At 68.1% G+C, this 24418-nt stretch carries 23 protein-coding genes; 6 read left to right on the plus strand and 17 right to left on the minus strand.

The features are described from left to right. Positions 1–192 precede the first annotated feature (192 nt). From pyrF to mpl, 17 genes are all read right to left on the minus strand, one after another. Positions 193–1020, minus strand: a complete 828-nt coding sequence (pyrF, locus tag WS91_RS18365) for an orotidine-5'-phosphate decarboxylase (RefSeq protein WP_059670738.1) — start codon at positions 1018–1020, stop codon at positions 193–195. A gap of 376 nt (positions 1021–1396) precedes the next feature. Further along, on the minus strand, positions 1397–2470 hold the full coding sequence (locus tag WS91_RS18375; protein WP_038754311.1) for an aldose 1-epimerase: 1074 nt from the start codon (positions 2468–2470) through the stop codon (positions 1397–1399). 46 nt (positions 2471–2516) lie between these two features. Then, the gene (locus WS91_RS18380) at positions 2517–3332 is read right to left on the minus strand and encodes an SDR family NAD(P)-dependent oxidoreductase (RefSeq protein WP_059583322.1); all 816 of its coding nucleotides are present in this window, start codon (positions 3330–3332) and stop codon (positions 2517–2519) included. A gap of 37 nt (positions 3333–3369) precedes the next feature. Beyond that, complete coding sequence (gene araH / locus WS91_RS18385) at positions 3370–4374, minus strand: L-arabinose ABC transporter permease AraH (protein WP_059647186.1); 1005 nt, start codon at positions 4372–4374, stop codon at positions 3370–3372. A 158-nt stretch (positions 4375–4532) separates the two neighbouring features. Beyond that, positions 4533–6044 carry an L-arabinose ABC transporter ATP-binding protein AraG gene (gene araG, locus WS91_RS18390; protein WP_038754536.1) on the minus strand — a complete coding sequence of 504 codons (1512 nt, stop codon included), beginning with the start codon at positions 6042–6044 and terminating at the stop codon, positions 4533–4535. Positions 6045–6182: 138 nt separating this feature from the next. Continuing rightward, a complete protein-coding gene (locus tag WS91_RS18395) occupies positions 6183–7178 on the minus strand; it encodes an arabinose ABC transporter substrate-binding protein (protein ID WP_059670740.1) in 996 nt (331 codons plus the stop codon). Positions 7179–7307: 129 nt separating this feature from the next. Next, complete coding sequence (locus WS91_RS18400) at positions 7308–8087, minus strand: SDR family oxidoreductase (RefSeq protein WP_038754539.1); 780 nt, start codon at positions 8085–8087, stop codon at positions 7308–7310. Continuing rightward, complete coding sequence (locus tag WS91_RS18405) at positions 8084–8773, minus strand: 2-dehydro-3-deoxy-6-phosphogalactonate aldolase (protein WP_197422250.1); 690 nt, start codon at positions 8771–8773, stop codon at positions 8084–8086. The genes WS91_RS18400 and WS91_RS18405 overlap by 4 nt, the downstream gene beginning before the upstream one ends. A 40-nt stretch (positions 8774–8813) precedes the next feature. Next, positions 8814–9827: a 2-dehydro-3-deoxygalactonokinase gene (locus tag WS91_RS18410; protein ID WP_059670741.1), complete on the minus strand. Its 1014-nt coding sequence runs from the start codon at positions 9825–9827 to the stop codon at positions 8814–8816. Beyond that, on the minus strand, positions 9824–10732 hold the full coding sequence (locus tag WS91_RS18415; RefSeq protein ID WP_038754329.1) for an IclR family transcriptional regulator: 909 nt from the start codon (positions 10730–10732) through the stop codon (positions 9824–9826). Before WS91_RS18415 ends, WS91_RS18410 begins: the two co-directional genes overlap by 4 nt. Before the next feature lie 275 nt (positions 10733–11007). Beyond that, complete coding sequence (locus tag WS91_RS18420; protein WP_059583313.1) at positions 11008–11409, minus strand: EF-hand domain-containing protein; 402 nt, start codon at positions 11407–11409, stop codon at positions 11008–11010. A gap of 91 nt (positions 11410–11500) precedes the next feature. Beyond that, the gene (locus WS91_RS18425) at positions 11501–13135 is read right to left on the minus strand and encodes a S10 family serine carboxypeptidase-like protein (protein ID WP_059670742.1); all 1635 of its coding nucleotides are present in this window, start codon (positions 13133–13135) and stop codon (positions 11501–11503) included. 484 nt (positions 13136–13619) lie between these two features. Next, a complete protein-coding gene (gene mtgA / locus WS91_RS18430) occupies positions 13620–14390 on the minus strand; it encodes a monofunctional biosynthetic peptidoglycan transglycosylase (protein ID WP_059583308.1) in 771 nt (256 codons plus the stop codon). A 19-nt stretch (positions 14391–14409) separates the two neighbouring features. Then, positions 14410–15288 (minus strand): shikimate dehydrogenase, encoded by an 879-nt coding sequence (gene aroE / locus WS91_RS18435; protein ID WP_059583306.1) that lies wholly within the window; start codon positions 15286–15288, stop codon positions 14410–14412. Then, entirely contained in the window at positions 15285–17363 is a 2079-nt protein-coding gene (locus WS91_RS18440; RefSeq protein WP_059583304.1) for a ribonuclease catalytic domain-containing protein, read from the minus strand. The genes aroE and WS91_RS18440 overlap by 4 nt, the downstream gene beginning before the upstream one ends. Positions 17364–17478: 115 nt before the next feature. Then, entirely contained in the window at positions 17479–18048 is a 570-nt protein-coding gene (locus tag WS91_RS18445) for a YqiA/YcfP family alpha/beta fold hydrolase (protein WP_038754343.1), read from the minus strand. Continuing rightward, positions 18045–19457: a UDP-N-acetylmuramate:L-alanyl-gamma-D-glutamyl-meso-diaminopimelate ligase gene (gene mpl / locus WS91_RS18450; RefSeq protein ID WP_059583300.1), complete on the minus strand. Its 1413-nt coding sequence runs from the start codon at positions 19455–19457 to the stop codon at positions 18045–18047. The genes WS91_RS18445 and mpl overlap by 4 nt, the downstream gene beginning before the upstream one ends. Positions 19458–19650: 193 nt before the next feature. On the opposite strand from mpl, the gene WS91_RS18455 reads away from it, so the two are divergent. The 6 genes from WS91_RS18455 (at position 19651) to prmA (ending at position 24410) form a co-directional block, all read left to right on the plus strand. After that, a complete protein-coding gene (locus WS91_RS18455; RefSeq protein ID WP_038754349.1) occupies positions 19651–20295 on the plus strand; it encodes a hypothetical protein in 645 nt (214 codons plus the stop codon). Between the two features lie 5 nt (positions 20296–20300). After that, complete coding sequence (locus WS91_RS18460) at positions 20301–20864, plus strand: TlpA family protein disulfide reductase (protein WP_059647176.1); 564 nt, start codon at positions 20301–20303, stop codon at positions 20862–20864. A 195-nt stretch (positions 20865–21059) separates the two neighbouring features. Continuing rightward, positions 21060–21512 (plus strand): type II 3-dehydroquinate dehydratase, encoded by a 453-nt coding sequence (gene aroQ / locus WS91_RS18465; RefSeq protein WP_038754355.1) that lies wholly within the window; start codon positions 21060–21062, stop codon positions 21510–21512. 66 nt (positions 21513–21578) lie between these two features. Beyond that, positions 21579–22052, plus strand: a complete 474-nt coding sequence (accB, locus tag WS91_RS18470) for an acetyl-CoA carboxylase biotin carboxyl carrier protein (protein WP_059583293.1) — start codon at positions 21579–21581, stop codon at positions 22050–22052. 85 nt (positions 22053–22137) lie between these two features. Then, positions 22138–23505: an acetyl-CoA carboxylase biotin carboxylase subunit gene (gene accC / locus WS91_RS18475; RefSeq protein WP_038754360.1), complete on the plus strand. Its 1368-nt coding sequence runs from the start codon at positions 22138–22140 to the stop codon at positions 23503–23505. A 2-nt stretch (positions 23506–23507) separates the two neighbouring features. Further along, positions 23508–24410: a 50S ribosomal protein L11 methyltransferase gene (gene prmA, locus WS91_RS18480; protein ID WP_038754363.1), complete on the plus strand. Its 903-nt coding sequence runs from the start codon at positions 23508–23510 to the stop codon at positions 24408–24410. Positions 24411–24418: the final 8 nt, after the last annotated feature.

A 24418-nucleotide genomic window follows, 5' to 3' on the forward strand; every position in this document is an offset into this window, starting at 1 on the left:
GCGGGCGGCGGGTAGCTCGCATCGACGTCATCGAATCGGACGCGATCGGACGCGCTACGGCGCGCGAAATGCGCGCGACGCGGCGGCGTCGAATGAAGCGCTCGAATGAACGGCGCAAATGAACTGCGCGAATGAGCGGCGGCGAACGACGCCCGGCACCGCGCCGGGCATCGTCGGGGGCGGCGGCGATGTTCAGCGATGCGCGTTGATCGCGTCGCGGGTCTGCTCGGCGACGCGCGCGGCCGCGTCGGCGAAGTCGTCGTCGCGGCTCGCGTACAGAATCGCGCGCGACGAGTTGATCATCATGCCCGCTCCGTCGGCCGTGCGGCCCGCGGCGACGGTCGCGGCGACGTCCCCGCCCTGCGCGCCGATGCCGGGAATCAGAAGCGGCATGTCGCCGACGATCCCGCGCACGATCTCGATCTCCTTCGGAAACGTCGCGCCGACGACGAGCGCGAGCTGGCCCGTCTTCGCGTTCCACTTGTTCGCCGCAAGATCGGCGACGACCTGATAGAGCGGCCGGCCGCCCGTCTGGAGGAACTGCAGGTCCGAGCCGCCCGGATTCGACGTGCGGCACAGCACGATCACGCCCTTGTCCTCGTACGCGAGATACGGCTCGATCGAATCGAAGCCCATGTACGGATTGACCGTGACCGCGTCCGCGCGATAGCGCTCGAACGCTTCGCGCGCGTACTGCTCGGCGGTGCTGCCGATGTCGCCGCGCTTCGCGTCGAGAATCACGGGCAGGCCGGAATGCTGCAAATGGATGTGCGCAATCAGCCGCTCGAGCTGATCCTCCGCGCGATGCGCGGAAAAGTATGCGATCTGCGGCTTGAACGCGCTCGCGTACGGCGCGGTCGCGTCGACGATCTCGCGGCAGAAATCGAAGATCGCATCGGGCTGATTCTCAAGGTGCGCGGGAAACTTCGTCGGCTCGGGATCGAGGCCGACGCACAGCAGCGAATTCGTGCGCCGCCAGGCGGCGCGCAGCGATTCGATGAAGGTAGGCGTGGAAGACATGGCGCTCACTCGCGGCTAAGCGGTTGGGAAGGCGCGTATTTTACCTGTGTCGCGCCGGGCGATCGCGCGGGCGGCGTCGTGGCGGGGCGGCGGCGGCGCGCAGGAACGCGGATGCGAATGCGCCGCGCGGCGCCTGCCTGGCGCGGATTCGTACGATCATTCGTACGATCAAGCCGCGGCCGAATGCGCAGCGGCAGCTCGGAATCGCGCCGGGCGCCGCGCGCCGGGCGCCGAGCGGTCGTGCCGGCTCCGAGCGCGGCGCGCGAACGCCGGCGCGAACCGCGAACCGATCGCGCGCACGCTTTTCGAGCCGCGCCGCGCCCACCGCGCTCCCCGCACGCGCGCGAACGGTCGCGCGCGCCGAGATCGGCCTCCGCTATCCGATCGAACCGCGCTTCGACTCGCGCGCGACGGGCGCCGCCCGCGCGTCGGTGCGCGCGACCGTGAAGCGGAAACGCCGCGTCAAACGCTCGCCCGGCGCGAGCAGCGTCATGCCGTGCGCGTCGGCGCCGCCCGGCAGGTTCACCGCGTCGATCGGATGATCGACCGGCTCGAAGCAGAAAAACGGTTCGCCGGGCGGCGTGTACAGCACGTAGCAATCGGCGTCGGCCGTGACCGTCAGCGCGAGCCGGCGCTGCGGCCACGCGATCGTCGCGCCGCCGCCCCAGCCGGTGAACGCATGATTGACGAGCGTGTCCGGCAACGGATACGCGATGCCGAAGCGCCACGCGGCCGGCGCGCCGACATGGCGCGACGGCAGCCAGTCGGGCGTCGACAGCCATAGCCCGCTCGCCGCGGCCGCGAGTTCGGTCGACGCGTCGCGCACGATGAACGGATGCACGCCGAGCCCGAACGGCAAGCGCATCGCGCCCGCGTTCTCGATCGCGAGCGCGATCGAGAGCGTCGCGCCGTCGAGCGCGTAGACGAGCGTCGCGCGATACGCATACGGCGCGCTTTGGCTGCGATCGAGCGACAGGCACACCTGCGTGTCGCTCGCATCGTCGAGCCGCCAGTGCGCGAGCCAGCCGTCGCCGTGAATCGGCAGCGGCTCCGTCGCACGGTTGCGCGGCACGCGCACGAGCCGCCCGTCGCACTCGAAGCGCCCGCCGCCGATCCGGTTCGAATACGGCAGCAGCGGATAGCACGCGAGCTCGTTCGGGTCGGTGCGCGCGCCGGGCGCGTCGCAGCGGCGGAAGATCGGCGTGAGCGCCCCGTCGCCGCGCCAGTCGAAGCGCGTGACGCCGCCGCCCAGATGCGGCGCGACATCGAGCCGCAGCACGTCGTTCGCGAGCGTCGCGATCGCCGTCTCCGTGACGCCCGCGCCGCGCGCGATCTGCGACGTCTGCGGCCCCGGGCTCACCAGGTGCGCGGCGGCCGCGCGCCGCGCCGTGCGCGTCTGCAAGGTCTGCACCGCCTCGGCTGCCGAGGATCGGCGGTGGGTCGCCGTCATGTTTCGGTCCTCCTGCTTGCGTCGAGCTTCGTTATCCGAACGAATGCTATGCCCAGCCGCCGTCGACGACGACATCCTGCGCGGTGATCATCCGGCTGTCGTCCGCGGCGAGAAAAAGCGCCATCCGCGCGAGATCGCCGGGCAGCAGCTCGGCGTCGATGCACTGCCCCGCCTTGATCGCCTCACGGCCCGCGTCGTCGAGCCACAAGCGGCGCTGCTTGTCGGTCATCACCCAGCCGGGCACGAGCGAATTCACGCGGATGCCGAACGGCCCGAGCTCGCGCGCGAGCGCGCGCGTGAGCCCCTGCACGGCGGCCTTCGCGGTCGCGTAGACCGGATAGCCCGCGTTCTTGAGCATCCAGCTGATCGAGCCGAGATTGACGATCGAGCCGCCGCCGAGCTCTTTCATGTCGTCGATCACCGCCTGCGCGGCGAAGAACTGATGGCGCAGGTTCACCGCGATGCTCGCGTCGAACGACGCGGGCGTCACGTCGACGATCGCATGGCGCGCGTCGTTCGCCGCGTTGTTGACGAGCACTGCGATCGGGCCGATGCGCGCGCGGATCGTGTCGATCGCGCCGCGCAGCGCCGCGATCTCGGTGAGATCGCACGCGATGAACACGGGCGCGTGCGCCGCGTCGGACAGCCGCGCGGCGAGCGCCTCGCCGGCTTCGGCGTCGAGATCGACGAACGCGACGCGCGCGCGCTGCCGCGCGAAATGCTCGACGAACGACGCGCCGATGCCCGTCGCGCCGCCCGTGACGAGCACGGTGCGGCCGGCGAGGCTCGGGTAGCGCGCGTAACGCTCGTCTTGCGCATCCTGCGCGCCGTTCGATTCGAAATGCGAAGAAATGTCGGTCATCAGACGTTCCCGAAAGGTCTCGAAAAAAGCGGCGCGCTCAATCGCGCGCGCCGCGATTCTTCAACTGGTCGAGCAGCACGGCGGCGAGCAGGATCGCGCCGCGCACGAGGTATTGATAGAACGCATCGATGTTGAGCAGGTTCATCACGTTCTCGACGGTGCCCATGATCAGCACGCCGATCACGACGCCCGAGATCGACGCGCGCCCGCCCGCGAGCGACACGCCCCCCAGCACGCACGCGGAGATCACGTTCAGCTCGAAGCCTTGCGCGGCGTTCGGCTGGCCCGACGTGATCCGCGACGCGAGGATCACGCCCGCGAGCGCGGTCACCGCGCCCTGGATCAGGAAGATGTAGACGCGCGTGCGCTCGACGTTGATCCCCGCGAGCCGCGACGCCTCCGGATTGCCGCCGATCGCGAGCGTGTTGCGGCCGTACACGGTCTGGTTGAGCAGCACGCCGAACACGACGAAACACACGAGCGTCACCCAGATCGGCAGCGACACGCCGAGGAACGACAGCCCGCCCAGCGCGATGAACGTCTCCGACGACACGCCCACCGCCTGCCCCTTCGACACGATGAAGCCGAGCCCGCGCACGATCTCCATCGTCGCGAGCGTCGTGATCAGCGCGTTGATCCGCAGATACGCGATCACCGCGCCGTTGACGAAGCCGATGACCGCGCCCGCCGCGACCGCCGCGCCGATCGCGACGAACGTGTTGTCGGTCGCGTTCAGCACCATCGCGCACAGCACGCCGGCGAACGCGACCGTCGAGCCGATCGACAGGTCGAAATCGCGCGACGCGAGGCAGAACATCATCGTGCACGCGACCATGCCGATCTGCGAGATCGACAGCGCGAGCCCGAGCATGTTGTCGATCGAGAAGAAATGATCGACGGTCAGCGACATCGCGACGAACATCGCCGCGAAGATCGCGACGAGGCTGTAATCGGCGACGTGCTGCCGCCAGCGTTGCCGGTCGCCGGCCGGCGCAACCGCCGCGTGCGCGGCGGCCTGGGGAAGATTCTCTCTCGCTTGCATGTCGTCTGCTCCTCTGCGGGGCGGCGCGGCCGCCCTCGTCTCCAATTCCTGAATCAGTCGTCGCGCGTATCGCGGGACCGTTGCGCTCCGATCGCGCGCGCGTCATGCTTCGCGCTTCGTGCGTCACTCGTCATGCGTCGTATATCGCGCGCCGTGCGTCATGCGGCGCGCGCGGTCGCGCCCTGAGGCAGCGCGAGATTCAGCACCGCCTCTTCGTTCGCCTCGTCGCGCGCGAGCTCGCCCGCGATCCGCCCCTCGCGCATCACGACGATGCGATCCGACACGCCGAGCACCTCCGGCAGCTCCGACGACACCATCACGATCGCGCAGCCGCGCTTCGCGAGCTCGTAGATCACGCCGTAGATCTCGTGCTTCGCGCCCACGTCGATGCCGCGCGTCGGCTCGTCGAGAATCACGACCTTCAGATCCGGCTCCGCGAGCCAGCGCGCGAGAATCGCCTTCTGCTGATTGCCGCCCGACAGGAAGCGGATCTTCTGCCGACGGTTAGGCGTCTTGATCTTCAAGAGCTTGATGAAGCGCTCGGCTGTCTGCGCCTCGCGCTTGCGATCGAGGAAGAGCCCCGCGCGCAGCGTATGACGGCGGCAGCTGATGTTGATGTTCTCCGCAACCGACGCATGCGCGACGATCCCCTCCTCCTTGCGATCCTCGGGGCACAGCACGATCCCGTGGCGGATCGCGTCGCCCGTCGAGCGGATGTCGAGCGGCTCGCCGTCGAGCGTGAGCGCGCCGCCCGTCCGGCGGTCCGCGCCGTAGATCACGCGCATCAGCTCGCTGCGCCCCGCGCCGACGAGCCCGAAGAAGCCGACGATCTCGCCCGCGCGTACGTCGAAGCTCGCGCCCGCTCGCAGCGCGTCGCCCTCGAGCGCGCGCGCCGACAAGCGCACGCCGCCGAGCGCGCGCGGCTCGTAGTGATAGATGTCGCTGATCTCGCGGCCGACCATCTGGCGCACGAGCGACTCGCGCGGCACGTCGGCGAGCGACGCGTGCGACGCGACCTGGCGGCCGTCGCGAAAGATCGTGCATGCGTCGCAGAGCCGATAGATCTCGTCCATCCGGTGCGAGATGTAGATGAGCGCGCGGCCGTCGCGCCGCAAATCGTCGACGAGCGCGAAGAGCACCTCGGTTTCGCGGTGCGACAGCGAGCTCGTCGGCTCGTCGAGCGCGATCACGCGCGCGTTGCGCATGAGCGCCTTGCAGATCTCGACCATCTGCCGCTGCGCGATCGACAGCCGGCACAGCTTCGCCTGCGGATCGAGATCGACGCCCATCGCGGCTAGCCGCTCGCGCACGAAGCGCTGCGCGTCGCGCTTCCTGACCCAGCCGAGCACGTTCGGCAGCCGGCCGAGCAGTAGGTTCTCGGCGACCGTCAGATCAGGCACGTATTGCAGTTCCTGATGGATCACCGCGACGCCCGCCGCGATCGACGCAGCGGCGCTCGGAAAGCGCATCGCCCGCCCGTCGACGAGCACGCCGCCCGAATCGGGCTGATATTCGCCGCCGAGAATCTTGAGCAGCGTCGACTTGCCCGCGCCGTTCTCGCCCATCAGGCCGTGCACCTGCCCCGCGTGCACGTCGAACGAGATGCCGTCGAGCGCGCGCACGCCGGGAAAGACCTTGCCGATATTGTCAAAACGCAGTGCCGCAGCCACGTCGCCTCCGTCTACCGCCATCCGTATTGCCATTGCGTCGCCTCGCCCCATCGGGCGCATCGCGCACATCGTTCGCCACGCTCGCCGCGAGCGCCGCGCAACGCGCGACGCCCGCTTCGCGCGCACGGCGCATGCTGCTCACTTCGCCGCGAGCCCCATCGTCTCGCGCACGTGGCCGACGTTCTCGCGCGTCGCGAGCATGCCCGTCGTCAGCGTGAGCGGCGGCGGCGCCTTGCCCTGCGTGATCCACGCGTACATCAGCTCCGACGTCTCCTCGCCGTGGCGTTTCGGGCTGATGATCACGGTGCCGAAAAAGCCCGTCGGCTGCGGCTTCTTGAATTCGCTGAGCGCCGAATCGGAGCCGCCGATGCCGATGCCGATCATGTCGGCCGCCTTGAAGCCGCGCCCTTCTGCCGCGCGCACCGCGCCGAGCACCGCTTCGTCGTTGAGGCCGTACGCGACCCAGTGCTTGAACTGCGGATTCTTCGTGAGCGCGATGTTCGCCGCGTTGAACGCGTTCTCGGTGTCGGTCTTCGCCTGCGGCGCGGCGATCACGTTCGCCTTCGGAAAGCCCGCCGCGACGAGCGCATCGGTCGCGCCCGTCGTGCGGTCGTGCGCGGTCGGCAACTGTTCGTACGTGATGTCGATCGCGCCGACTTCGTTGATGTTCCAGCCGCGCTTCTTGATCTCGGCCGCGATCCCGCCGCCGACCTGCTTGCCGATGTCGTACGCGGAAATGCCCATGTGCGGGACCGATTCGATCGGCTTGCCCGCGCCGTCGACGAGGCGATCGTCGACGGTCATCATCTTCAGGCCGTGCGACTTCGCCTTCGCGACGATGCCCGGCCCGAGCTTCACGTCGGGCGTGCAGATGACGAAGCCCTGCGCCTTCTGCGCGGCGAGGTTGTCGATCGCGCTCATCACCTTCTCGCCGGACGGCGCGCCGATCTTCACGAGCGTAAAGCCCCGGCTCTTCGCGGCGATCTCGGCGAATTTCCATTCGTCCTGGAACCACGGCTCCTCGGGCTGCTTGACGAGGAAGCCGATCTTCACGGGCTCGGCCGCGTGCGCGGGCAGGCCCGCCGCCGCGACCGTCGCGGCGGCCGCCAGTGTGATGAACGTTCTGCGCTTCATGTTGCTTGTCTCCTTGTTGTCTCCGTCACCGGATACGTCGGCCGCTTCGTCGTCTCGACGCGGCGCGTGCGACCGTCGCGCGCCGCCTTCGCGCGTATGCGTCCACGAGTGGACGACCGCGCGAATGAATCAATCGTGATACAGCACCGAACGCCCGCCGTCGATCGTGATGCAGCTCGCGTTGATGAACGGCGCTTCGTCCGACGCGAGAAACACCGCGGTCATCGCCACTTCGTCCGCGCGCCCGATCCGCTTCATCGGCTGCAGCGCGAGCGTCTCGCGCCGCGCGGCCTCGGGGTCGGGCTGCGCGCTCCACCAGTCGCGCGTCGCCTGCGTCTCGATGTAGCCGGGCGCGATCGCATTCACGCGCACGTTGCGCGGCGCGTATTCGATGCCGAGCGCGCGCGTGAGACCCAGCACGCCGTGCTTGGCGACCGGATACGGAAAGCAGCCCGGAATGATCTTGAACGCATGCGTCGACGCGATGTTCACGATGCTGCCGCGCCCGCGCTCGACCATGCCGGGCAGCGCCGCGCGACAGCCGTTCCAGACGCCGTCGAGATCGACCGCGAAACAGCGCCGCCAGTCTTCGTCGGTGAGCGAGAGCGGATCACGGAACACGTTGATGCCCGCGTTGTTGACGAGCACGTCGAGCGGGCCGAACGCGCGCTCCGTTTGCGCGAGCGCCGCCGCGACCGACTCGGCCTGCGCGACGTCCGTCGGCACGGCGAGCACGCGCGCATCGGCCACATCGCGCGCGATCGCGTCGACGGTCTCTTCGGCGAGCGCCGCGTCGAGCTCCGCGAGCGCGACGGCCGCGCCTTCCTGCACGAACGCGCGCGCGATCGCCGCGCCGATGCCGCGCCCCGCGCCCGTCACGAACGCGATCTTGCCCGCGAGCCGGTTCACCGCGCCGCTCCGTTGCGGGCGATCTGCCATCCCTTGACGAACGCCCGCGCGCGCGAGGCTGTGACGTCGGGCGTCTGTCCGGGCGCGTACAGCGCGGAGCCAAGGCCGAAGCCGTTCGCGCCCGCCGCGAGATACGACCCCATGTTCTCGGGCGTGATCCCGCCGACCGGCACGAGCGGCACGCGCGCATCGATCACCGCGCGCCACGCCTTCACGGCGACCTGGCCGAGCTGCTCGGCCGGAAACATCTTCAGCACGTCCGCGCCGTTCGCGAGCGCGGCGAACGCCTCGGTCGGCGTCGCGACGCCGGGCGCGCAGCCGATGCCGAGCGTCTTCGCGCGGCGCACGACGTCGCCGTCCGCATGCGGCATCACGATCAGCTCGCCACCGGCGCGCACGACATCGTCGACGTATTCGGCGCGCAACACCGTGCCCGCGCCGACGATCGCGTCGGCGGGCAACGCGGCGCGCAACGCGGCGATGCCGTCGAACGGATCGGGCGAATTGAGCGGCACCTCGACGATGCGAAAGCCCGCTTCGTACAACGCGGCGCCGTGCGCCGCCGCGTCCGCGGGCGTGATCCCGCGCAGGATCGCGATCAGCGGACACGCGTCGAACGCGCGCATCAGGGCGCGATGCGGCGCATACGGCGCGGGAAAACGGAGTGCTTCGGCATCCATCGACATCTCATCTCCTCCAGCAGCTTCGCGTCGAAACGTGCTGCGTCTATTGCGACGTGCAGACGGCGTCGCCCGCCGCGCCGACGAGCCCGGCCAGCGTCGCGATGCGCCACAGGCCGCGCTCGGACGCACGCTCGACGATGCGCGCCTCGCCGCAGTCGAATTCGGCCAGCGCGCGGCGATAGCGATCGCACAATGCGCCGTCGCCGACGAGGCGCGGAGCGAGCGCGGCAAGCGATGCGCCGTGGCCGTCGAGCAGCGCGTCGAGCGCGTTCAGCTCGTGACCGATCAGCAGTCCGGACAAATAATCGCCCTGCGCTTGCGGCGCGAGCTGCCCGGTCAGGCCGAGCGTGCGCGTGCTGAACAAGGTCGCGAGCAATCCCTCGCCGCGCTTGCGGCGCGCGATCCGCACGCCATGCGCGAACGCGGGCCAATCGGGCGCGTCGCTCGGCTGCATCGTGCGGCCGAGAATCGTGTGCCCGCGCAGCGCGGCGTACAGCTCGCCCGTCATGTACGTGCGAAACCACTCGATGCGGCCGTCGCGCACCCACGCCCATTTCGCGTGCGTGCCGGGCAGCGCGATCAGCACGCCCGCTCGCTCGTGCGCGAGCGACGGCTCGGCCGCGAGCGCGCCGACGATCTGCGTCTCCTCGCCGCGCATCACGTCCGGCAACTCGTCCGGCTCGAGCGCGCCCGGCACGATCGCGAGCGACGAGCCGCGCGCGGTGCGAAGCCGCACGAGATTCGATGCGAACACGTCGGCGTCGGCCGGCATCGTCACGTACGGCGCTTCGCGCCAGCCCTGCGCGCTGCCGACCATGCCGGCCGCGAGCGCGGGCACGTGCGGCGCGCGATCGAGCCATGCGCCGCACGCGCGCTCGAACGCCGCGTCGAATGCCTGCGACGACGATGCGCCCTGCGCATCGGGCAAGCTCATCACGCCGGCGGCAAGCGCGCGCGTGTCGAGCACCGAGCCGTCGGCGGCGAACAGGTACGCGCGCAGCGACGTCGTGCCCCAGTCGAGCCCGATCAGCGCGGGCGCCGCCGCGTGCGCCGTCATCGCTTGATCCTGCGCGTCGCCTGCGGCGCGCTCCAGCCGAGATCGGCCGAAATCGCGCGCGCGCCGCGCTGCACGAGCGGCACGAGCTCGTTCATGCGGTCGAGCGACATGTACGGAATCGTGCTCGCCACCGACAGCGCGGCGACGATCGCGCCCGACGCGTCTCGCACCGGCGCGGCGACACAGCGAATCGACGTTTCGTTCTCCTCGAGATCGAACGTGTAGCCGCCCGCCGCGTAGTGCGCCATCCGCTGCAGGAACGTGCCGACGTCGGGGCGGCGATCCGGCTTGAAGTTCACGCCCGCGAGCGCGCGCTTGGACGCCTCGAACAGCGAGCGCCACGTGTCGGGATCGAGGTCGAGCATCATCGCCTTGCCGATTCCCGTCGACGCGAGCGGCATCCGGTGGCCGATCCGCGAGCGCATCTCGAGGCCGCGCGTGCCGGGAATCTTGTCGATGTAAAGCACGTCGTCGCCGTCGCGCACGCCGAGGTGAATCGTGTCGAGCGTCGCTTGCGCGAGCGCCTCGAGATGCGGCCGCGCAACCGCCGTGAGCGGCATCTGCTCGAGCGCGATCGTGCCGAGCTCGATCAGCTTCGGACCGAGCAGATAGCCGCCTTGCACCTGGCGCAGATAGCGCGCCTGCACGAGGCTGCTGACGAGGCGGTGCGTCGTGCTGCGCGTCGTGCCGAGCGCGGCGCCGATCGCGCGCATGTCGCGCGCGCCGCCCGCGACCGCCTCGAGAATCGCGAGCCCGCGCAGCAGCGTCTGCGTGCCCGCCTGCTGCGCGGCGAGATCGAGCGGCGTGCTCGTCGCGCCGATGCTGTCGGCGAGCGCCGCGTCGGACATGTCGGTATGGACGGCTGTCGCGCCGTTCAAAGCAAGCGTCATGGGCGTCTTGTTCATGGTGCGATGAACTCCGGCAATTCAGACGCGCGAGCCGCGATTTCGCGGCGGCCGCACATCTGCCGAAGCATTTCGATGTGCTTCGGATTGTAGGGGGGCCTGCAGCAAGCTCCAATATCTGAATGAAGCTCTCATATATTGGGAATCCAGATCATACCCGCGAGACGGCCGCGCGCATGAACGCGCATGAAAAAAACGGGCTGAGCCGAATGCCCGGCTGAGCCCGTTCGATGCGCACCCCGCGCTCCTCGTGGGGTAGACGATGCGCGGCGCGCTTACTGCTGCGTCGCGCTCTGCGATTGGATGTAGCGCTGCACGTCGGAGAACGACACGCGCCCCGTGTGGTTCGCGTCGATCTGCTTGAAGTTCTTCGCGACGTAGCCGAGGCCCGCCGCCTTCGCCTGCGCTTCGGTCAGGCCCGTATTGTCGGCGTCGGCCGCTGCGAACTGGCGCTGCAGCTTGCGCACGACCTGCGCGTGCAGCGCGGCGCCCGACGTCTGTGTGCCGGCCGTCGGCTTGCGCGCGGCGGGCGGTACGTACGGATCGCCGAGTTGCGCCTGCGCGCGGCGATCGGGTTGCGCGCCGCTCGCCGCCTGCTGCGCGAGCGCCGCTTGCATGAAGAGCGCGAGGCCTGCGGCGGCGAGCGCCGACCAGGCAAATGCCGAATGGATTTTCATGTCAGCTCCGATGAGAAATGGGGTCGTCATGGCTCGTCGCGCGCCGCGCATCATGCGCGCGGCGCGACCAGCGGTTCAGCATCGTTCGACGTCACCGCGCGACGGGCGTCGCGGCATAGAACGTCGCCAGATCGGCTTTCTCCCGCGGCCGCGACGTATCGTCCAGATAGACCATGTGTCCGCCCTGGTAATCCTTGATCGTCAGGTTGGGCTGCGCGCCGAGACGGGCGAGATCGAGCTCCGTCTGATAGAACGGCGTCGCGATGTCGTGATAACCGTTCAGCGACAGCACCTTCAGCGCAGAATTGAGCGTGAGCGCCGTGGCCAGATCCGGGATCGTGTCGGGCAGATCGAGACCGTCGTGGCTCCAATCCCACGAATTGATCGCGTTGCTCTCCACAGCATAGGCCGACTTCGCCGAGTACTTCAGCACGTTCGGCAAATAGGTACCGATCGTGTCGGTGAACGGCTTCGTGATGAAGCTGCTCGACGGATCGCCGTCCGCGGCGAGCGGGCTGTTCGTCGGCACGTTCACGCGCGCGTCGTAGCGGCCGATCAGCGTGCCCGGGATCAGCGCGAGCTGATAGCTGTTGTCGTACGTGGTCGGCAGCAGGTTGAAGTTCGCGCGCCAGAGCGACGCGGCGGCGCCCGTCGAATTCGACATCGTCGTCACGAGGCTCTGCGACGGCTGCGTGTTGCTCGCGAGATACGCATCCACGGCCGGCGCATAGGTGCCCGCCGTCAGCAGGCGCATCTGGTCCGCGTATTGCGGCAGATTCGACGGGTTCGGATTGTCGAGCCGGTAGTACGCGCCGACCGTGCCGTAGCTCGGCACGAAGCCCGCGCAGCTCACCGCGCTCGATCCGTTGTTCGAATTGCCGACGGAGTTGCTCGCCATGTCGCAATTGCTGTTGTAGTTGAGAATCGACGACTGCAGCACGATCCCGTCGAGCTTCACGCCCGCCGTCTCGAGCAGGTTCGCGAGCACGTCGGTGCGCGGCGTGCCGTACGATTCGCCGAACAGGTACTTCGGCGAATCGTTGCGCCGATTCACCTGCAGATAGCGGGTCACGAAATCGCGAAATGCTCCGCCGTCCTGATCGACGCCCCAGAACGTCTGGTTCGTGTTCGGCGCGATCGCTTCCGAGAAGCCGGTGCCGATCGCGTCGACGAACACGAGATCGGTCGTGTCGAGGAGCGTTTCCTGGTTGTCGACGAACGGGAACGGCGTCGGGCTGTTCGCGTTCGGATCGCCGGTCACGAGGCGCTTCGGACCGAACGAGCCGAGGTGCAGCCAGACCGTCGACGAACCCGGGCCGCCGTTGTAGAAGAACGTGACGGGACGCTTGCCGAGCGGCTGGTTGTCCGCCGTGTACGCGACGTAGAAGAACGATGCTTCGGCGGCGCCCGTCTGCGGGTTGCGGGCGCTCAGGTGGCCGGCAGTCGCCGTGTAGTTGATCGTCTTGCCGTTCACCGTGATCTGGTGATGCGTGATCGCGGCGTTCTCGGTCACGGCGGAAGGCGACAGCGATGCGCTCCCGCTCGACGAATAGCGGTTGGGATCTTGGTAGGGCTTGTCCGCGCCGGAGGACGTGCCGGTATTGCTCGAACTGTCGGCGTTCGCGGCGACGCTCGCAGCGGGGCCTCCGTCATCCCCGTTGCACGCTGCGAGGAGCAGCGAAGAGAATACCGCGGCTAATAACAGCTTCGTTTTACGTGCTGGCATAGTCGTCTTCCTTCTCTCGTGTTGTTTTCCAGAGCGGCCGGATAGGCGCCCCCACCTTGCTCGATCGGCCCGATAAGCCAAGGCGTCGGCCAATATACGCGACAAGCTTCGATTTGAAAAATAGCGAAACATTTGAAAGAAATCAGGCTTACTTTATTCTTTCGAACTCGAATTTCGATTTGAACGGAATCGATATGAAATCGGGCTTTCGAGCCGTGTTTTGTCAATCCGATCGCCACAAAAGCGCCGATCGAACGGATTTTTTATTGCTCGATTCGCACTGCGGAGCAGAACTAATCTGGTGACCGAAATAAATTGAGGAATTACCCGAATTCCGGATGTATCGATTTTGAAAGATTTGTAGAAGCCTGAATAGCGGAATGGTGTGCCGCAGGATGCGCGCGCGCCGGCCGCATGAAGAAACGCCGCCCGATCGACGCGCACGCGCGGAAGAAAACGGAAAACGCGGGCGGCCCGGCCGCCCTTACTGCGACGCCGGCAATTCCGCCGCGCCCATCCGTCGCGCGATCACGCCCGCGCGCTGCGCAAGATAAGGCGAGCCGCGGTGCGCATCGAAATACCTAGGATTCGGCAGCATCACCGCGAGCCGCGCCGACTGCCATGCGGATAGCCGGCTCGCGGAAATCCGGTAGTAGTACTGCGCGGCGGCTTCCGCGCCATACACGCCGCGGCCGAATTCGACGGAGTTCAGATAGATCTCGAAAATGCGCTCCTTGTCGAGCAGCGTTTCGAGCATCCACGCGATGACGAGCTCCTGCCCCTTGCGGATATAGCTCCGCTCGCCGGACAGGAACAGGTTGCGCGCGAGCTGCTGCGTGATCGTCGAGCCGCCCGACACGATCCTGCCGTGCGCGCGGTTCTTCTCCCACGCCTGCAGGATCGCATCCACTTCGTAGCCCGAATTGTTTGCGAAATCGGCGTCTTCGGATGCGATCACCGCGCGCTTCAGGTTTCGCGAGATCTTGTCGTACGGCACCCATCGATGCCGGATCGCTGCGGCGGGCCGCTCGGCCGACAAGCGCCACGCGTCCGCGCGCATGAACGCGCTCGAGCCCGGATCGATCACCGTCCAGAGCGCGATCTGCGCGAAGTAGTAGAGCTGCGTCGCGAGCCACGCGCCGGCGAACACGCCGCCTGCGTACGCGAGCCAGCGCGCGAGGCCGCGCCGGCGCGCGCCGGTCGCGCCGCGTGCCGGCGCGCGGCCCCGGCCGGGCGTAACGGGACTGTTCCGCACCCCGCCGCGCCTCTCGCGCTCAGTGCGCCGCCGACGCCGCGAGCGCGGCCCGCAGTGCGGCGAGCACGGGCGCGCTGTCGGGCCGCACGCCGCGCCAGATATAGAACGACTCCGCCGCCTGCTCGACCAGCATCCCGAGCCCGTCCGCCACGCGCGCGCCGAGCGCCGCCGCGTGCTCCATGAAGACGGTCGGCCGCGCGCCGTACATCATGTCGTACGCGAGCGTCGACGGGCCGAACGCCGCCGCGTCGCACGCGGGCAGCGCCGCATCGAGGCTGCCCGCCGTCGCGTTGACGATCACGTCGTACGGCTCGCGCGCGACCCGCTCGGGCCCGCCGCCCGCGAGCACGCAACCCGCGTCGTGCGCCGCCTGCGTGAACTGGCCGACGAGCTCTTCTGCCTTGCTCGCGGTCCGGTTGACGATCGTGAGCGACGCGGGCGCGCGCTCGAGCATCGGCAGCACGACGCCGCGCGCCGCGCCGCCCGAGCCGAGCAGCAGGATGCGCGCGCCCGTCAGGCTCACGCCGAGATTCGTCTCGATGTCGCGTACGAGGCCGACGCCGTCGGTGTTGTCGCCGAAGATGCCGCCTGCGTCGAAGCGCAGCGTGTTCACGGCACCCGCCGCCGCCGCGCGCGGCGACAGCGTGTCGGCAAGCGCGTAGGCCTCGAGCTTGAACGGCACGGTGACGTTCACGCCGCGGCCGCCCTGCGCGATGAACTCGCGCACCGCGGCCGCGAAGCCGTCGAGCGGCGCGAGCAGATGCGCGTATTCGATCGCCTCGCCCGTCTGATCGGCGAAGCGCTCATGGATGAACGGCGACTTGCTGTGCGCGATCGGATTGCCGATCACCGCATAGCGATCGCGCGTGCGCGCGGCGGAATCGACGGTCGCGCTCATTTCGGCTGCTCCTCGCCGCTCGCGGACGCTTCGCCGTCGCCGTGCGCCGCGCCGCCCGCCTCGGCAAGCGCTTCCGCCTCGCTTTCGGCCGATTCGTCGGCCGCGTCGAGCAGCACGTCGTCGGCCGCTTCGGCGTCCTCTTCATCGTCGGCCGGCTCGCCGCCCGACACCGTCGGCGCGTCGAGCACGCCGAGGAGCCGCACCGACGCCTCGATCGTCAGCTCGTCGACCGACATCACGTCGAGCAGCACGCGCGTGCCGCGCGCATGCACGCCGAGCGCGGGCACGTGCAGCAGCAGCGGTACTTCGTCGAGACGCACGAGATCGCCCTTCACGACGGTCGCGTTCACCTGCTTGCGGCCTTCCTGCTTGATCCAGCGCAGGCACCAGAAATATTCCATCCGCCGCTGGTGATCGGCGTAGGCGGCATACGTGTCGTCGAAGCCCTGCACGACCGCGTACAGATCCGCGTCCTTCTGCTTGAAAGGCGCGGCGAGCTTCGCGGTCACGCCGTGCTGCACGCAGGCGAGCAGTTGCCATTGATTGACGAGGTCGACGTAACGACGCAGCGGCGACGTGCTCCACGCGTACTGCGGCACGCCGAGCCCTTCGTGCGGCGCGGCGCTCGTCTGCATCCGCGTGCGCTTCGGCCCGCTCGGCATGCCGAACGCGCGCTGCGTGCGATAGATGCCGGGCACGCTGTGATCGTGCAGGAACGCGCCCCACGTCGAATTCGCGAGGATCGCGAGCTCGGACACGATCAGATCGAGCGGCGAGCCGCGCCGGCGCGGCGTGATCGACACGCGCTCGTCTTCGACGTAGAAGTTGTAATCGGTGTTGCGCTGCACTTCACGCCTCAGGCCATAGCCCGCGCGCGCGACCTGGCGCCGCTCGAAGAGCGCCTGCGCGAGCGGCCAGAGCACTGCGATGTCGTCCTTGTGCGGATAGTCGCCCGCGCCCGCCGCGAGCGCCTCCTCGGTGACGAGCTCGTCGAGCGTGTTGTGCCGCAGGTTGCTCTTCACGTACACGTATTCGGCGCGCGTTTCGTTCGCGACGATTTCCTGCGTGTCGCGCTTCACGATGATGTACAGCGACAGCGCCGGGCGATAGTCGCCTTCCTTCAGCGTGAACACGTCGACGACGTCGTCCGGCAGCATCGTGATCTTGTCGCCCGGCATGTAGACGGTCGACAGCCGCGCGCGCGCGATCGCATCGACCGCGTCGCCGCGCGCGACGCCGAGCGCGGGCGCCGCGATGTGCACGCCGATCCGCACGCGGCCGTCGGTCAGATGCTCGACGGAGAACGCGTCGTCGATTTCGGTCGTCGTGATGTCGTCGATCGAGAACGCGTTCACGTCCGCGCGCGGCAGGTCGTCGGGCAGCTTGCCCACCGCGACGGTCGGAAAGCCCGTGCCGTGCGGGAAGTATTCGGCGAGAAAGCGCGCCTCGTGCAATGCGCGCGCGGACGCAACGCCGCCGCAGTCGAGCATCAGGCGCGCGGGCGACACGCCGCGAGCGAGCGCCGCCGCGTCGAGCGCCTTGTATTCGATCGAGTTCTTGTCCGGCTTCGTCAGGAGGTTGAGCGCCTTGCCGGCGAACGCGTCGGGCAGCTTGCCCGCCTTCAGCTCCTCTTCGTAGCCGGCCTGCACGAGCGCCTGCTGGCGCTTGCGCTCCAGCGCGGCGAGCGCCATCTTCAACTGCTCTTCGGGCGCGCGCTGGTACTGTCCGCGCCCCTTGCGGCGGAAATAGACGGGCGAGCCGTGCAGGCGCAGCACGAGCGCCGCGCGCTCGACGGGGCCATAGCTCGCGCCGAAATATTCGTCGGCGAGCGTCGCATACGCGAATTCCTCGGCGGGCGCGCACTCCCACAGAAAGTCCAGATCGATCTGTTGCGCGGCTTCATCCGCCTGTTGCATCAGCTCGCCCGCGGCAGGTTTCTCGAATTCGATCAGCACATCCTTCGCGCGCACCTTTGCGCGCCGGCCGCCCGGCAATTCGACCTGAAACGCGTCGCCCTGGCGCGACAGCACGCTGCCCGCCTTGAAACTGCCCGATTCCTCGAAGAAAACGTTCACTCAGTACTCTCGTCTTTCGTTCAGACTTCCGCGCGCCGCGCTTCGCTTCGGAAGCCGTCGACGCCGCGTGTGGTGTATAAGGTGCCGCGCGCCGGACTTCGCGTCCGGCGACGGTCTATCCGGCGTCACAAAATGCAAGAACGTCGTCGATATAGTCGGCAAATTCGCTGATTCCGTGATCGCTGCCGTCGATGACGCGTGTTCGCGCGCCCGGGTAGTGCGCGAGCATCTCGCGGTAGTCGAGCACTTCGTCGCCCGTCGCCGCAAGCAGATAGTAGCGCTCGGGCCGCGTGATCGCCGCGACGCGCAGCGCGTTCAGCTCGTCCAGATGATGCGGCTCGACGACAATCGTGCCGCCGCCGTGCCAGAGCGGCTGCTCGCCGAGATGGCGACGCAGGTCGCGCTGCGGCTGCGTCGCCGGATTCAGCAGCACCGCGCGCCAGCCGTGCTTTTCCGCGAGCCACGTCGCGTAATAGCCGCCGAGCGAGCTGCCGATCACGGTAACGTCGCGCACGGGCACGCCCGCGACTTCGGCCTCCACCGCCGCGATCGCGTCGAGCGGCGCGACCGACAGCGTCGGGCAGCGCCATTCGTCCGCGCGCCCGAGCTCGGACAGCCGGCCCGCGAGCGCGCGCGCCTTGAACGACTGCGGCGACGAGCGGAAGCCGTGCAGATACAGAATCACGCGCCGCTCCGTGGCGTCGCCGCGCCGCCGCGCGCCGACAGCGCGTCGAGCAGCTTCTGGTGCACGCCGCCGAAGCCGCCGTTGCTCATCACGAGCACATGGTCGCCCGGCCGCGCGGCCGCCGTCACCGCCTTCACGAGCGCGTGCAGATCGTCGAATGCTCGCGCCTTGTCGCCGAGCGGCGCAAGCGCGTCGGGCAGGCTCCAGCCGAGCGCGTCGCGGCCGGTCGGCGCGCCGTAGCCGAACACGAGATCGGCGTCGGCAAGGCTCGCCGGCAGTTGCGCCTTCATCACGCCGAGCTTCATCGTGTTCGAGCGCGGCTCCAGCACCGCGAGGATTCGGGAATTTTGGCAGCCGATACGCGCACGAAGACCGGCGATCGTCGTTTCGATCGCCGTCGGATGGTGTGCGAAATCGTCGTAGACAGTCACGCCGTCGACGCTGCCGCGCACTTCCATCCGGCGCTTCACGTTGCGAAACGCCGCGAGTGCGGCGGCCGCCTGCACGGGCGGCACGCCGACGTGGCGCGCCGCGGCGATCGCGGCGAGTGCATTCATCCGGTTGTGCTCGCCCTGCACTTGCCAGTCGACCGCACCGATTCGCTCGCTGCGCCAATAGACGGCGAAGCGCTCGTCGATCGGCACGCCGTCCTCGGCGGGCAGCGCCTGCCAGCCGCCGTCGACGCCGAAACGCTCGACGTCGCTCCAGCAGCCGCGCGACAGCACGCGCTCGAGCGCATCTTCGCAGCCGTTCGTCACAAGCCGGCCGACCCCCGGCACCATACGCACGAGATGATGGAATTGCGTTTCGATCGCGGCGAGATCCGGAAAGATGTCGGCATGATCGAATTCGAGGTTGTTCAGGATCGCGGTCCGCGGCCGGTAGTGGACGAACTTCGAGCGCTTGTCGAAAAACGCCGTGTCGTACTCGTCCGCCTCGATCACGAAGAAGCTCGAATCAGTATGCCGCGCGGACACGCCGAAGTTCAGCGGCACGCCGCCGATCAGGAAGCCGGGATTCAAGCCGGCGTCTTCGAGAATCCACGCAAGCATCGAGCTCGTCGTCGTCTTGCCGTGCGTGCCGGCGACAGCGAGCACCCACTTGCCGGCGAGCACATGCTCACCGAGCCATTGAGGACCGGACACGTACGGCAGCCCCCGGTCGAGGATCGCCTCCATCAAAGGGTTGCCGCGCGACACGACATTGCCGATCACGAACAGATCGGGCTTCAGGTCGACCTGTTCGGCGCCGTAACCCTCGATCAGCTGAATGCCCTGCGCCTCGAGCTGCGTGCTCATCGGCGGATAGACGCCCGCGTCGCAACCCGTCACGGTGTGGCCCGCCGCGCGGGCGAGCACGGCGAGACCGCCCATGAAGGTGCCGCAGATGCCGAGAATGTGGATATGCATAGAGCTTCGCGCCGCATGGGCGTAGTCGAATCGGAAGCCGGCCGCGCTTCGCGCCGGCAGCCGGAAAAACCTGCGCGTCGTGGCGCTCGCGCCGCCGCGCAAAGGGGGCTATTGTAACTGACGGCTCCGACGCGAACGACGCTTGACGCAACCGCCAGGTCACTCGGCACCGATCTAGTATGATTGCCGGATCATGTCTCGCAAAACCCTACTCGATCCGCGACGCGTGCGCGACGAAATCGCGCTCGCCGCGGCACGCCTGATCGCCGAAGACGGGCTCGACTACGCCGGCGCGAAGCGCAAGGCCGCGCGCCAGGTGCTCGGCGAAAGCCGAATTGCCGGCGAATGGCTGCCGGATAACGACCAAATCGAAGAAGAACTGCACGAATACCTCGCGCTCTTCCAGGGCGACACGCAGCCCGCCGAACTGCGGCGGCTGCGCGTCGTCGCGCTCGCGTGGATGGAGCGGCTCGCGCCGTTCAATCCGTACGTCGCGGGCGCGGTGCTGAACGGCACGGCGAACGCGCACTCCGACATCCATCTGCAGACGTTCAGCGACAACCAGAAGGACGTCGCGATCTATCTGCTGAACCAGAACATCCAGTACGACGTATCCGAAACCCGCCACTTCGCGGGGCGCGGCGACGTCGAGACGCTCAGCTTCCTGTGGCGCGAGGCGCGCGGCGCGGAGCCGGTCGGCATCCACGTCGCACTGTATACGAGCGACGACTTGCGCGGCGCCGTGAAGGCCGACGCCCGCGGCCGTCTGTCGCGAGCCGACGCGCAGGCGCTGCGCGCGCTCGTCGACGCGTCGCCCTCCTCATCAACCGAATCTTGAACCGAATGAACAGCAAAGGGATTTTCGCAGGCGTCGTGGTTGCTGCCGTCGCGATCGCGGGCGGCCTCGTCGCCGGCCACTGGGTGCGTGGCAGCGCGGCCGACGGGGGCACGCAAGCCGGTGCGCCGGCGGGCGCCCCCGCCGCGAGCAACGCGGTCGACGCGCTGTGGGCCGCGTCGTATCCGGACGTCGACGGCAAGCCGCAAGGGCTCGCCGCCTTCAAGGGCCAGAAGGTGGTCGTCAACTTCTGGGCATCGTGGTGCGGCCCGTGCGTCGAGGAGATGCCCGAACTCGTGAAGCTGTCGCAGGAATACGAGAAGAAAGGCGTACGTTTCGTCGGGATCGGCGTCGATTCCGAGCAGAACGTGAAGAACTTCCTGAAGAAGGTGCCGGTCGACTATCCGATCTTCGTCAGCGGCTATGCCGGCGCCGATCTGGCCCGCAATTTCGGCAACACGGCGGGTGCACTGCCCTTCACCGTCGTCATCGACGAAACGGGCAAGGTTCGCGAGACAAAATTGGGGCAAATCCACCCGGACGAGCTGAAACGCACGCTCGATACGCTCTGATCCAGCCCGGCATACTACCGGCGCGTTGCCGATACTTGGAATGTCGATGGCGACAATTTACGCGAAGTTGACCGATTCTGGGCGCGCGAGCGCGCCGTTTCGCGACCGTCGAGGCCCTCGTCCATTCGGCAAAACTAGACAAATTTCTCTAATTGGCGATAAAGTTCGCGCAATTCCGCAGAAAAAGAAGCGACCATGACACGATTGCTGGTGCTGCACGGCCCTAACCTGAACCTTCTCGGCACCCGGGAGCCGGAGGTGTACGGCCGCGTGACGCTCGAGCAGATCGATCGGGCGCTTGCCGCGCGGGCGCAGGAGGCGGGCGTCGAGCTCGAGTCGTTTCAGAGCAACCACGAGGGCGCGATCGTCGACCGCGTCCAGGCTGCGAGAGGCGACGGCACCGAGTTCATCCTGATCAATCCGGCCGCGTATACGCATACGAGCGTGGCGATCCGGGATGCGCTCGCGGGCGTCGGCATTCCGTTCGTCGAGATTCATCTGTCGAACGTGCACCGGCGCGAGCCGTTCAGGCATCACTCCTATTTCTCCGATCAGGCCGAAGGCGTCATCTGCGGCCTCGGCTGGAAGGGTTATCTGTACGCGCTCGAATACGCGCTCGACAAGCTGCAAAGCGCGTCGCGCGGCTGATTTTCACGAACTCGATTCAGCGCCGGTCCCGAACCGGCGTTTCACGTATTGAAAGGGGAACTCCCGATGGACCTTCGCAAGCTGAAAACTCTGATCGACCTCGTCTCCGAATCCGGCATCTCCGAGCTGGAAGTCACCGAAGGCGAAGGCAAGGTGCGCATCGTCAAGAACGCGCCGCCGGTCTATGTGCAGCCGTCGGCCGGCTTCGCGCCGCAGGTGAGCGCCCCCGCCCCCGTCATGACGGCGCCGATCGAAGGCGCGGGCGCCTCGGCTCCCGCCGCCGCGCCCGCCGCCGCTGCGCCGCAGGGCCACATCGTGACGTCGCCGATGGTCGGCACGTTCTACCGCGCGCCGTCGCCGGGCGCCGATCCGTTCGCCCAGGTCGGCGACACCGTGAAGGAAGGCCAGACGCTTTGCATCATCGAAGCGATGAAGCTCCTGAACGAAATCGAATCCGACAAAGCCGGCGTCATCAAGGAAATCCTCGCCGAAAACGGCCAAGCCGTCGAATACGGCCAGCCGCTTTTCGTGATCGGCTAAGACCCGCCGCGCGGCGCGCCCGCAAGCGACGCCGCTCCTCTCAAGGCGCGCGCTCGCTCGCCCATCGAAGAGACGAATACTCGCTATGTTTGAAAAAATCCTCATTGCCAACCGCGGGGAAATCGCGCTGCGCATTCAGCGCGCGTGCCGCGAGCTCGGCGTCAAGACGGTGGTCGTCTACTCCGAGGCCGACAAGGAAGCCAAGTACGTGAAGCTAGCCGACGAAGCGGTCTGCATCGGCCCCGCTCCGTCGAATCTGAGCTACCTGAACATGCCGGCCCTCATCAGCGCGGCCGAAGTCACCGACGCCGAGGCGATCCACCCGGGCTACGGCTTCCTGTCGGAGAACGCCGATTTCGCCGAGCGCGTCGAGCAATCGGGCTTCACGTTCATCGGCCCGCGCCCGGACACGATCCGCATGATGGGCGACAAAGTCACCGCGAAGCAGACGATGATCCGCACCGGCGTACCGTGCGTGCCGGGCTCGGACGGCGCGTTGCCGGACGATCCGAAGGAGATCGTGAAAATTGCGCGCGCGGTCGGCTATCCGGTGATCATCAAGGCGGCGGGCGGCGGCGGCGGACGCGGGATGCGCGTCGTTCACACCGAAGCGGCGCTCGTGAACGCGGTCAACATGACGCGCGAGGAAGCGGGCCGTGCATTCGGCAATCCGCAGGTCTACATGGAGAAGTTCCTCGAAAATCCGCGCCACATCGAGATTCAGGTGCTCTCCGATTCGCACAAGAACGCGGTCTGGCTCGGCGAGCGCGACTGCTCGATGCAGCGCCGCCACCAGAAGGTGATCGAGGAAGCGCCGGCGCCCGGCATCGCGCGCCGCCTGATCGACCGAATCGGCGACCGCTGCGCGGACGCGTGCAAGAAGATGGGCTACCTCGGCGCGGGCACGTTCGAGTTCCTGTACGAGAACAACGAGTTCTACTTCATCGAGATGAACACGCGCGTGCAGGTCGAGCATCCGGTGACGGAGCTGATCACGGGCGTCGACATCGTCCAGGAGCAGATCAAGATCGCCGCGGGCGAGAAGCTGTCGTTCCGCCAGCGCGACATTCAATTCCGCGGCCACGCGATCGAATGCCGGATCAACGCCGAAGATCCGTTCAAGTTCACGCCGTCGCCGGGCCGGATCACGTCGTGGCACACACCGGGCGGCCCCGGCATCCGCGTCGATTCGCACGCGTACAATGGGTATTTCGTGCCGCCCAACTACGATTCGATGATCGGCAAGCTGATCGCCTACGGCGCGACGCGCGAGCAGGCGATCAGCCGGATGCGCATCGCGCTGTCGGAAATGGTGGTCGAAGGCATCCTGACCAACATCCCGCTGCATCGCGAGCTGATGCTCGACTCGAAGTTCGTCGAAGGCGGCCCGAGCATCCATTATCTCGAGAACCGGCTCGCGCAGAAGCTGCAGGCCGCGCCGGAAGAAGCGTAATCATGAGCTATCGGGAACTCGTCGCCGAGCTGCCCCGCGAGCACGCGGACGCGCTGTCCGACGCGCTCGTCGAGCTGGGCGCGCTGTCGGTGTCCGTCGAGGACGCCGATGCCGACACGCCGGACGAGCAGCCGCTCTTCGGCGAACCGGGTCTGACGCCCGAGCGCACCGCGTGGCAGCACTCGCGCGTGATCGCGCTCGTCGACGCGACGCAGGACCCCGCGGTGCTGCTCGCCGCCGCCGCGAACGAGGCCGGCCTCGACGAGACGCCGCGCTTCGCGCTGCGCGAAGTCGAGGAGCAGGACTGGGTGCGGCTCACGCAATCGCAATTCGACCCGATCCACATCGGCGAGAAGATCTGGGTCGTGCCGTCGTGGCACGACGCGCCGGAGCCCGACGCGCTCGTGCTCGAGCTCGATCCGGGCCTCGCGTTCGGCACGGGCAGCCATCCGACGACGCGCCTTTGCATGGAATGGCTCGAGCAGACCGTAAAGCCCGGGCAGACGGTGCTCGATTACGGCTGCGGCTCCGGCATTCTCGCGATCCTCGCGAAGAAGTGCGGCGCGGGCAGCGTGACCGGCATCGACATCGATCCGCAGGCGGTCGAAGCGGCGCGCCAGAACAGCGAGCGCAATCGCGCGGACGTCACGTACGGCCTGCCCGGCGACTGCCCGGACGGCGAATTCGACATCGTCGTCGCGAACATCCTGTCGAATCCGCTGAAGCTGATGGCGTCGATGCTCGCATCGAAAGTGAAGCCGGGCGGGCGCATCGCACTGTCGGGCGTGCTCGCGCGGCAGGCGGACGAAGTCGCGAGCGTCTACGCCCGCTATATCGACATCGCCGTCTGGCGCGAACACGAAGGCTGGGTATGCCTCGCCGGAAAGCGGCGCGAAAGCCATTAGAATAAGCG

The sequence above is a fragment of the Burkholderia sp. MSMB1498 genome (assembly GCF_001526245.1).
Lineage (GTDB): Bacteria > Pseudomonadota > Gammaproteobacteria > Burkholderiales > Burkholderiaceae > Burkholderia > Burkholderia savannae.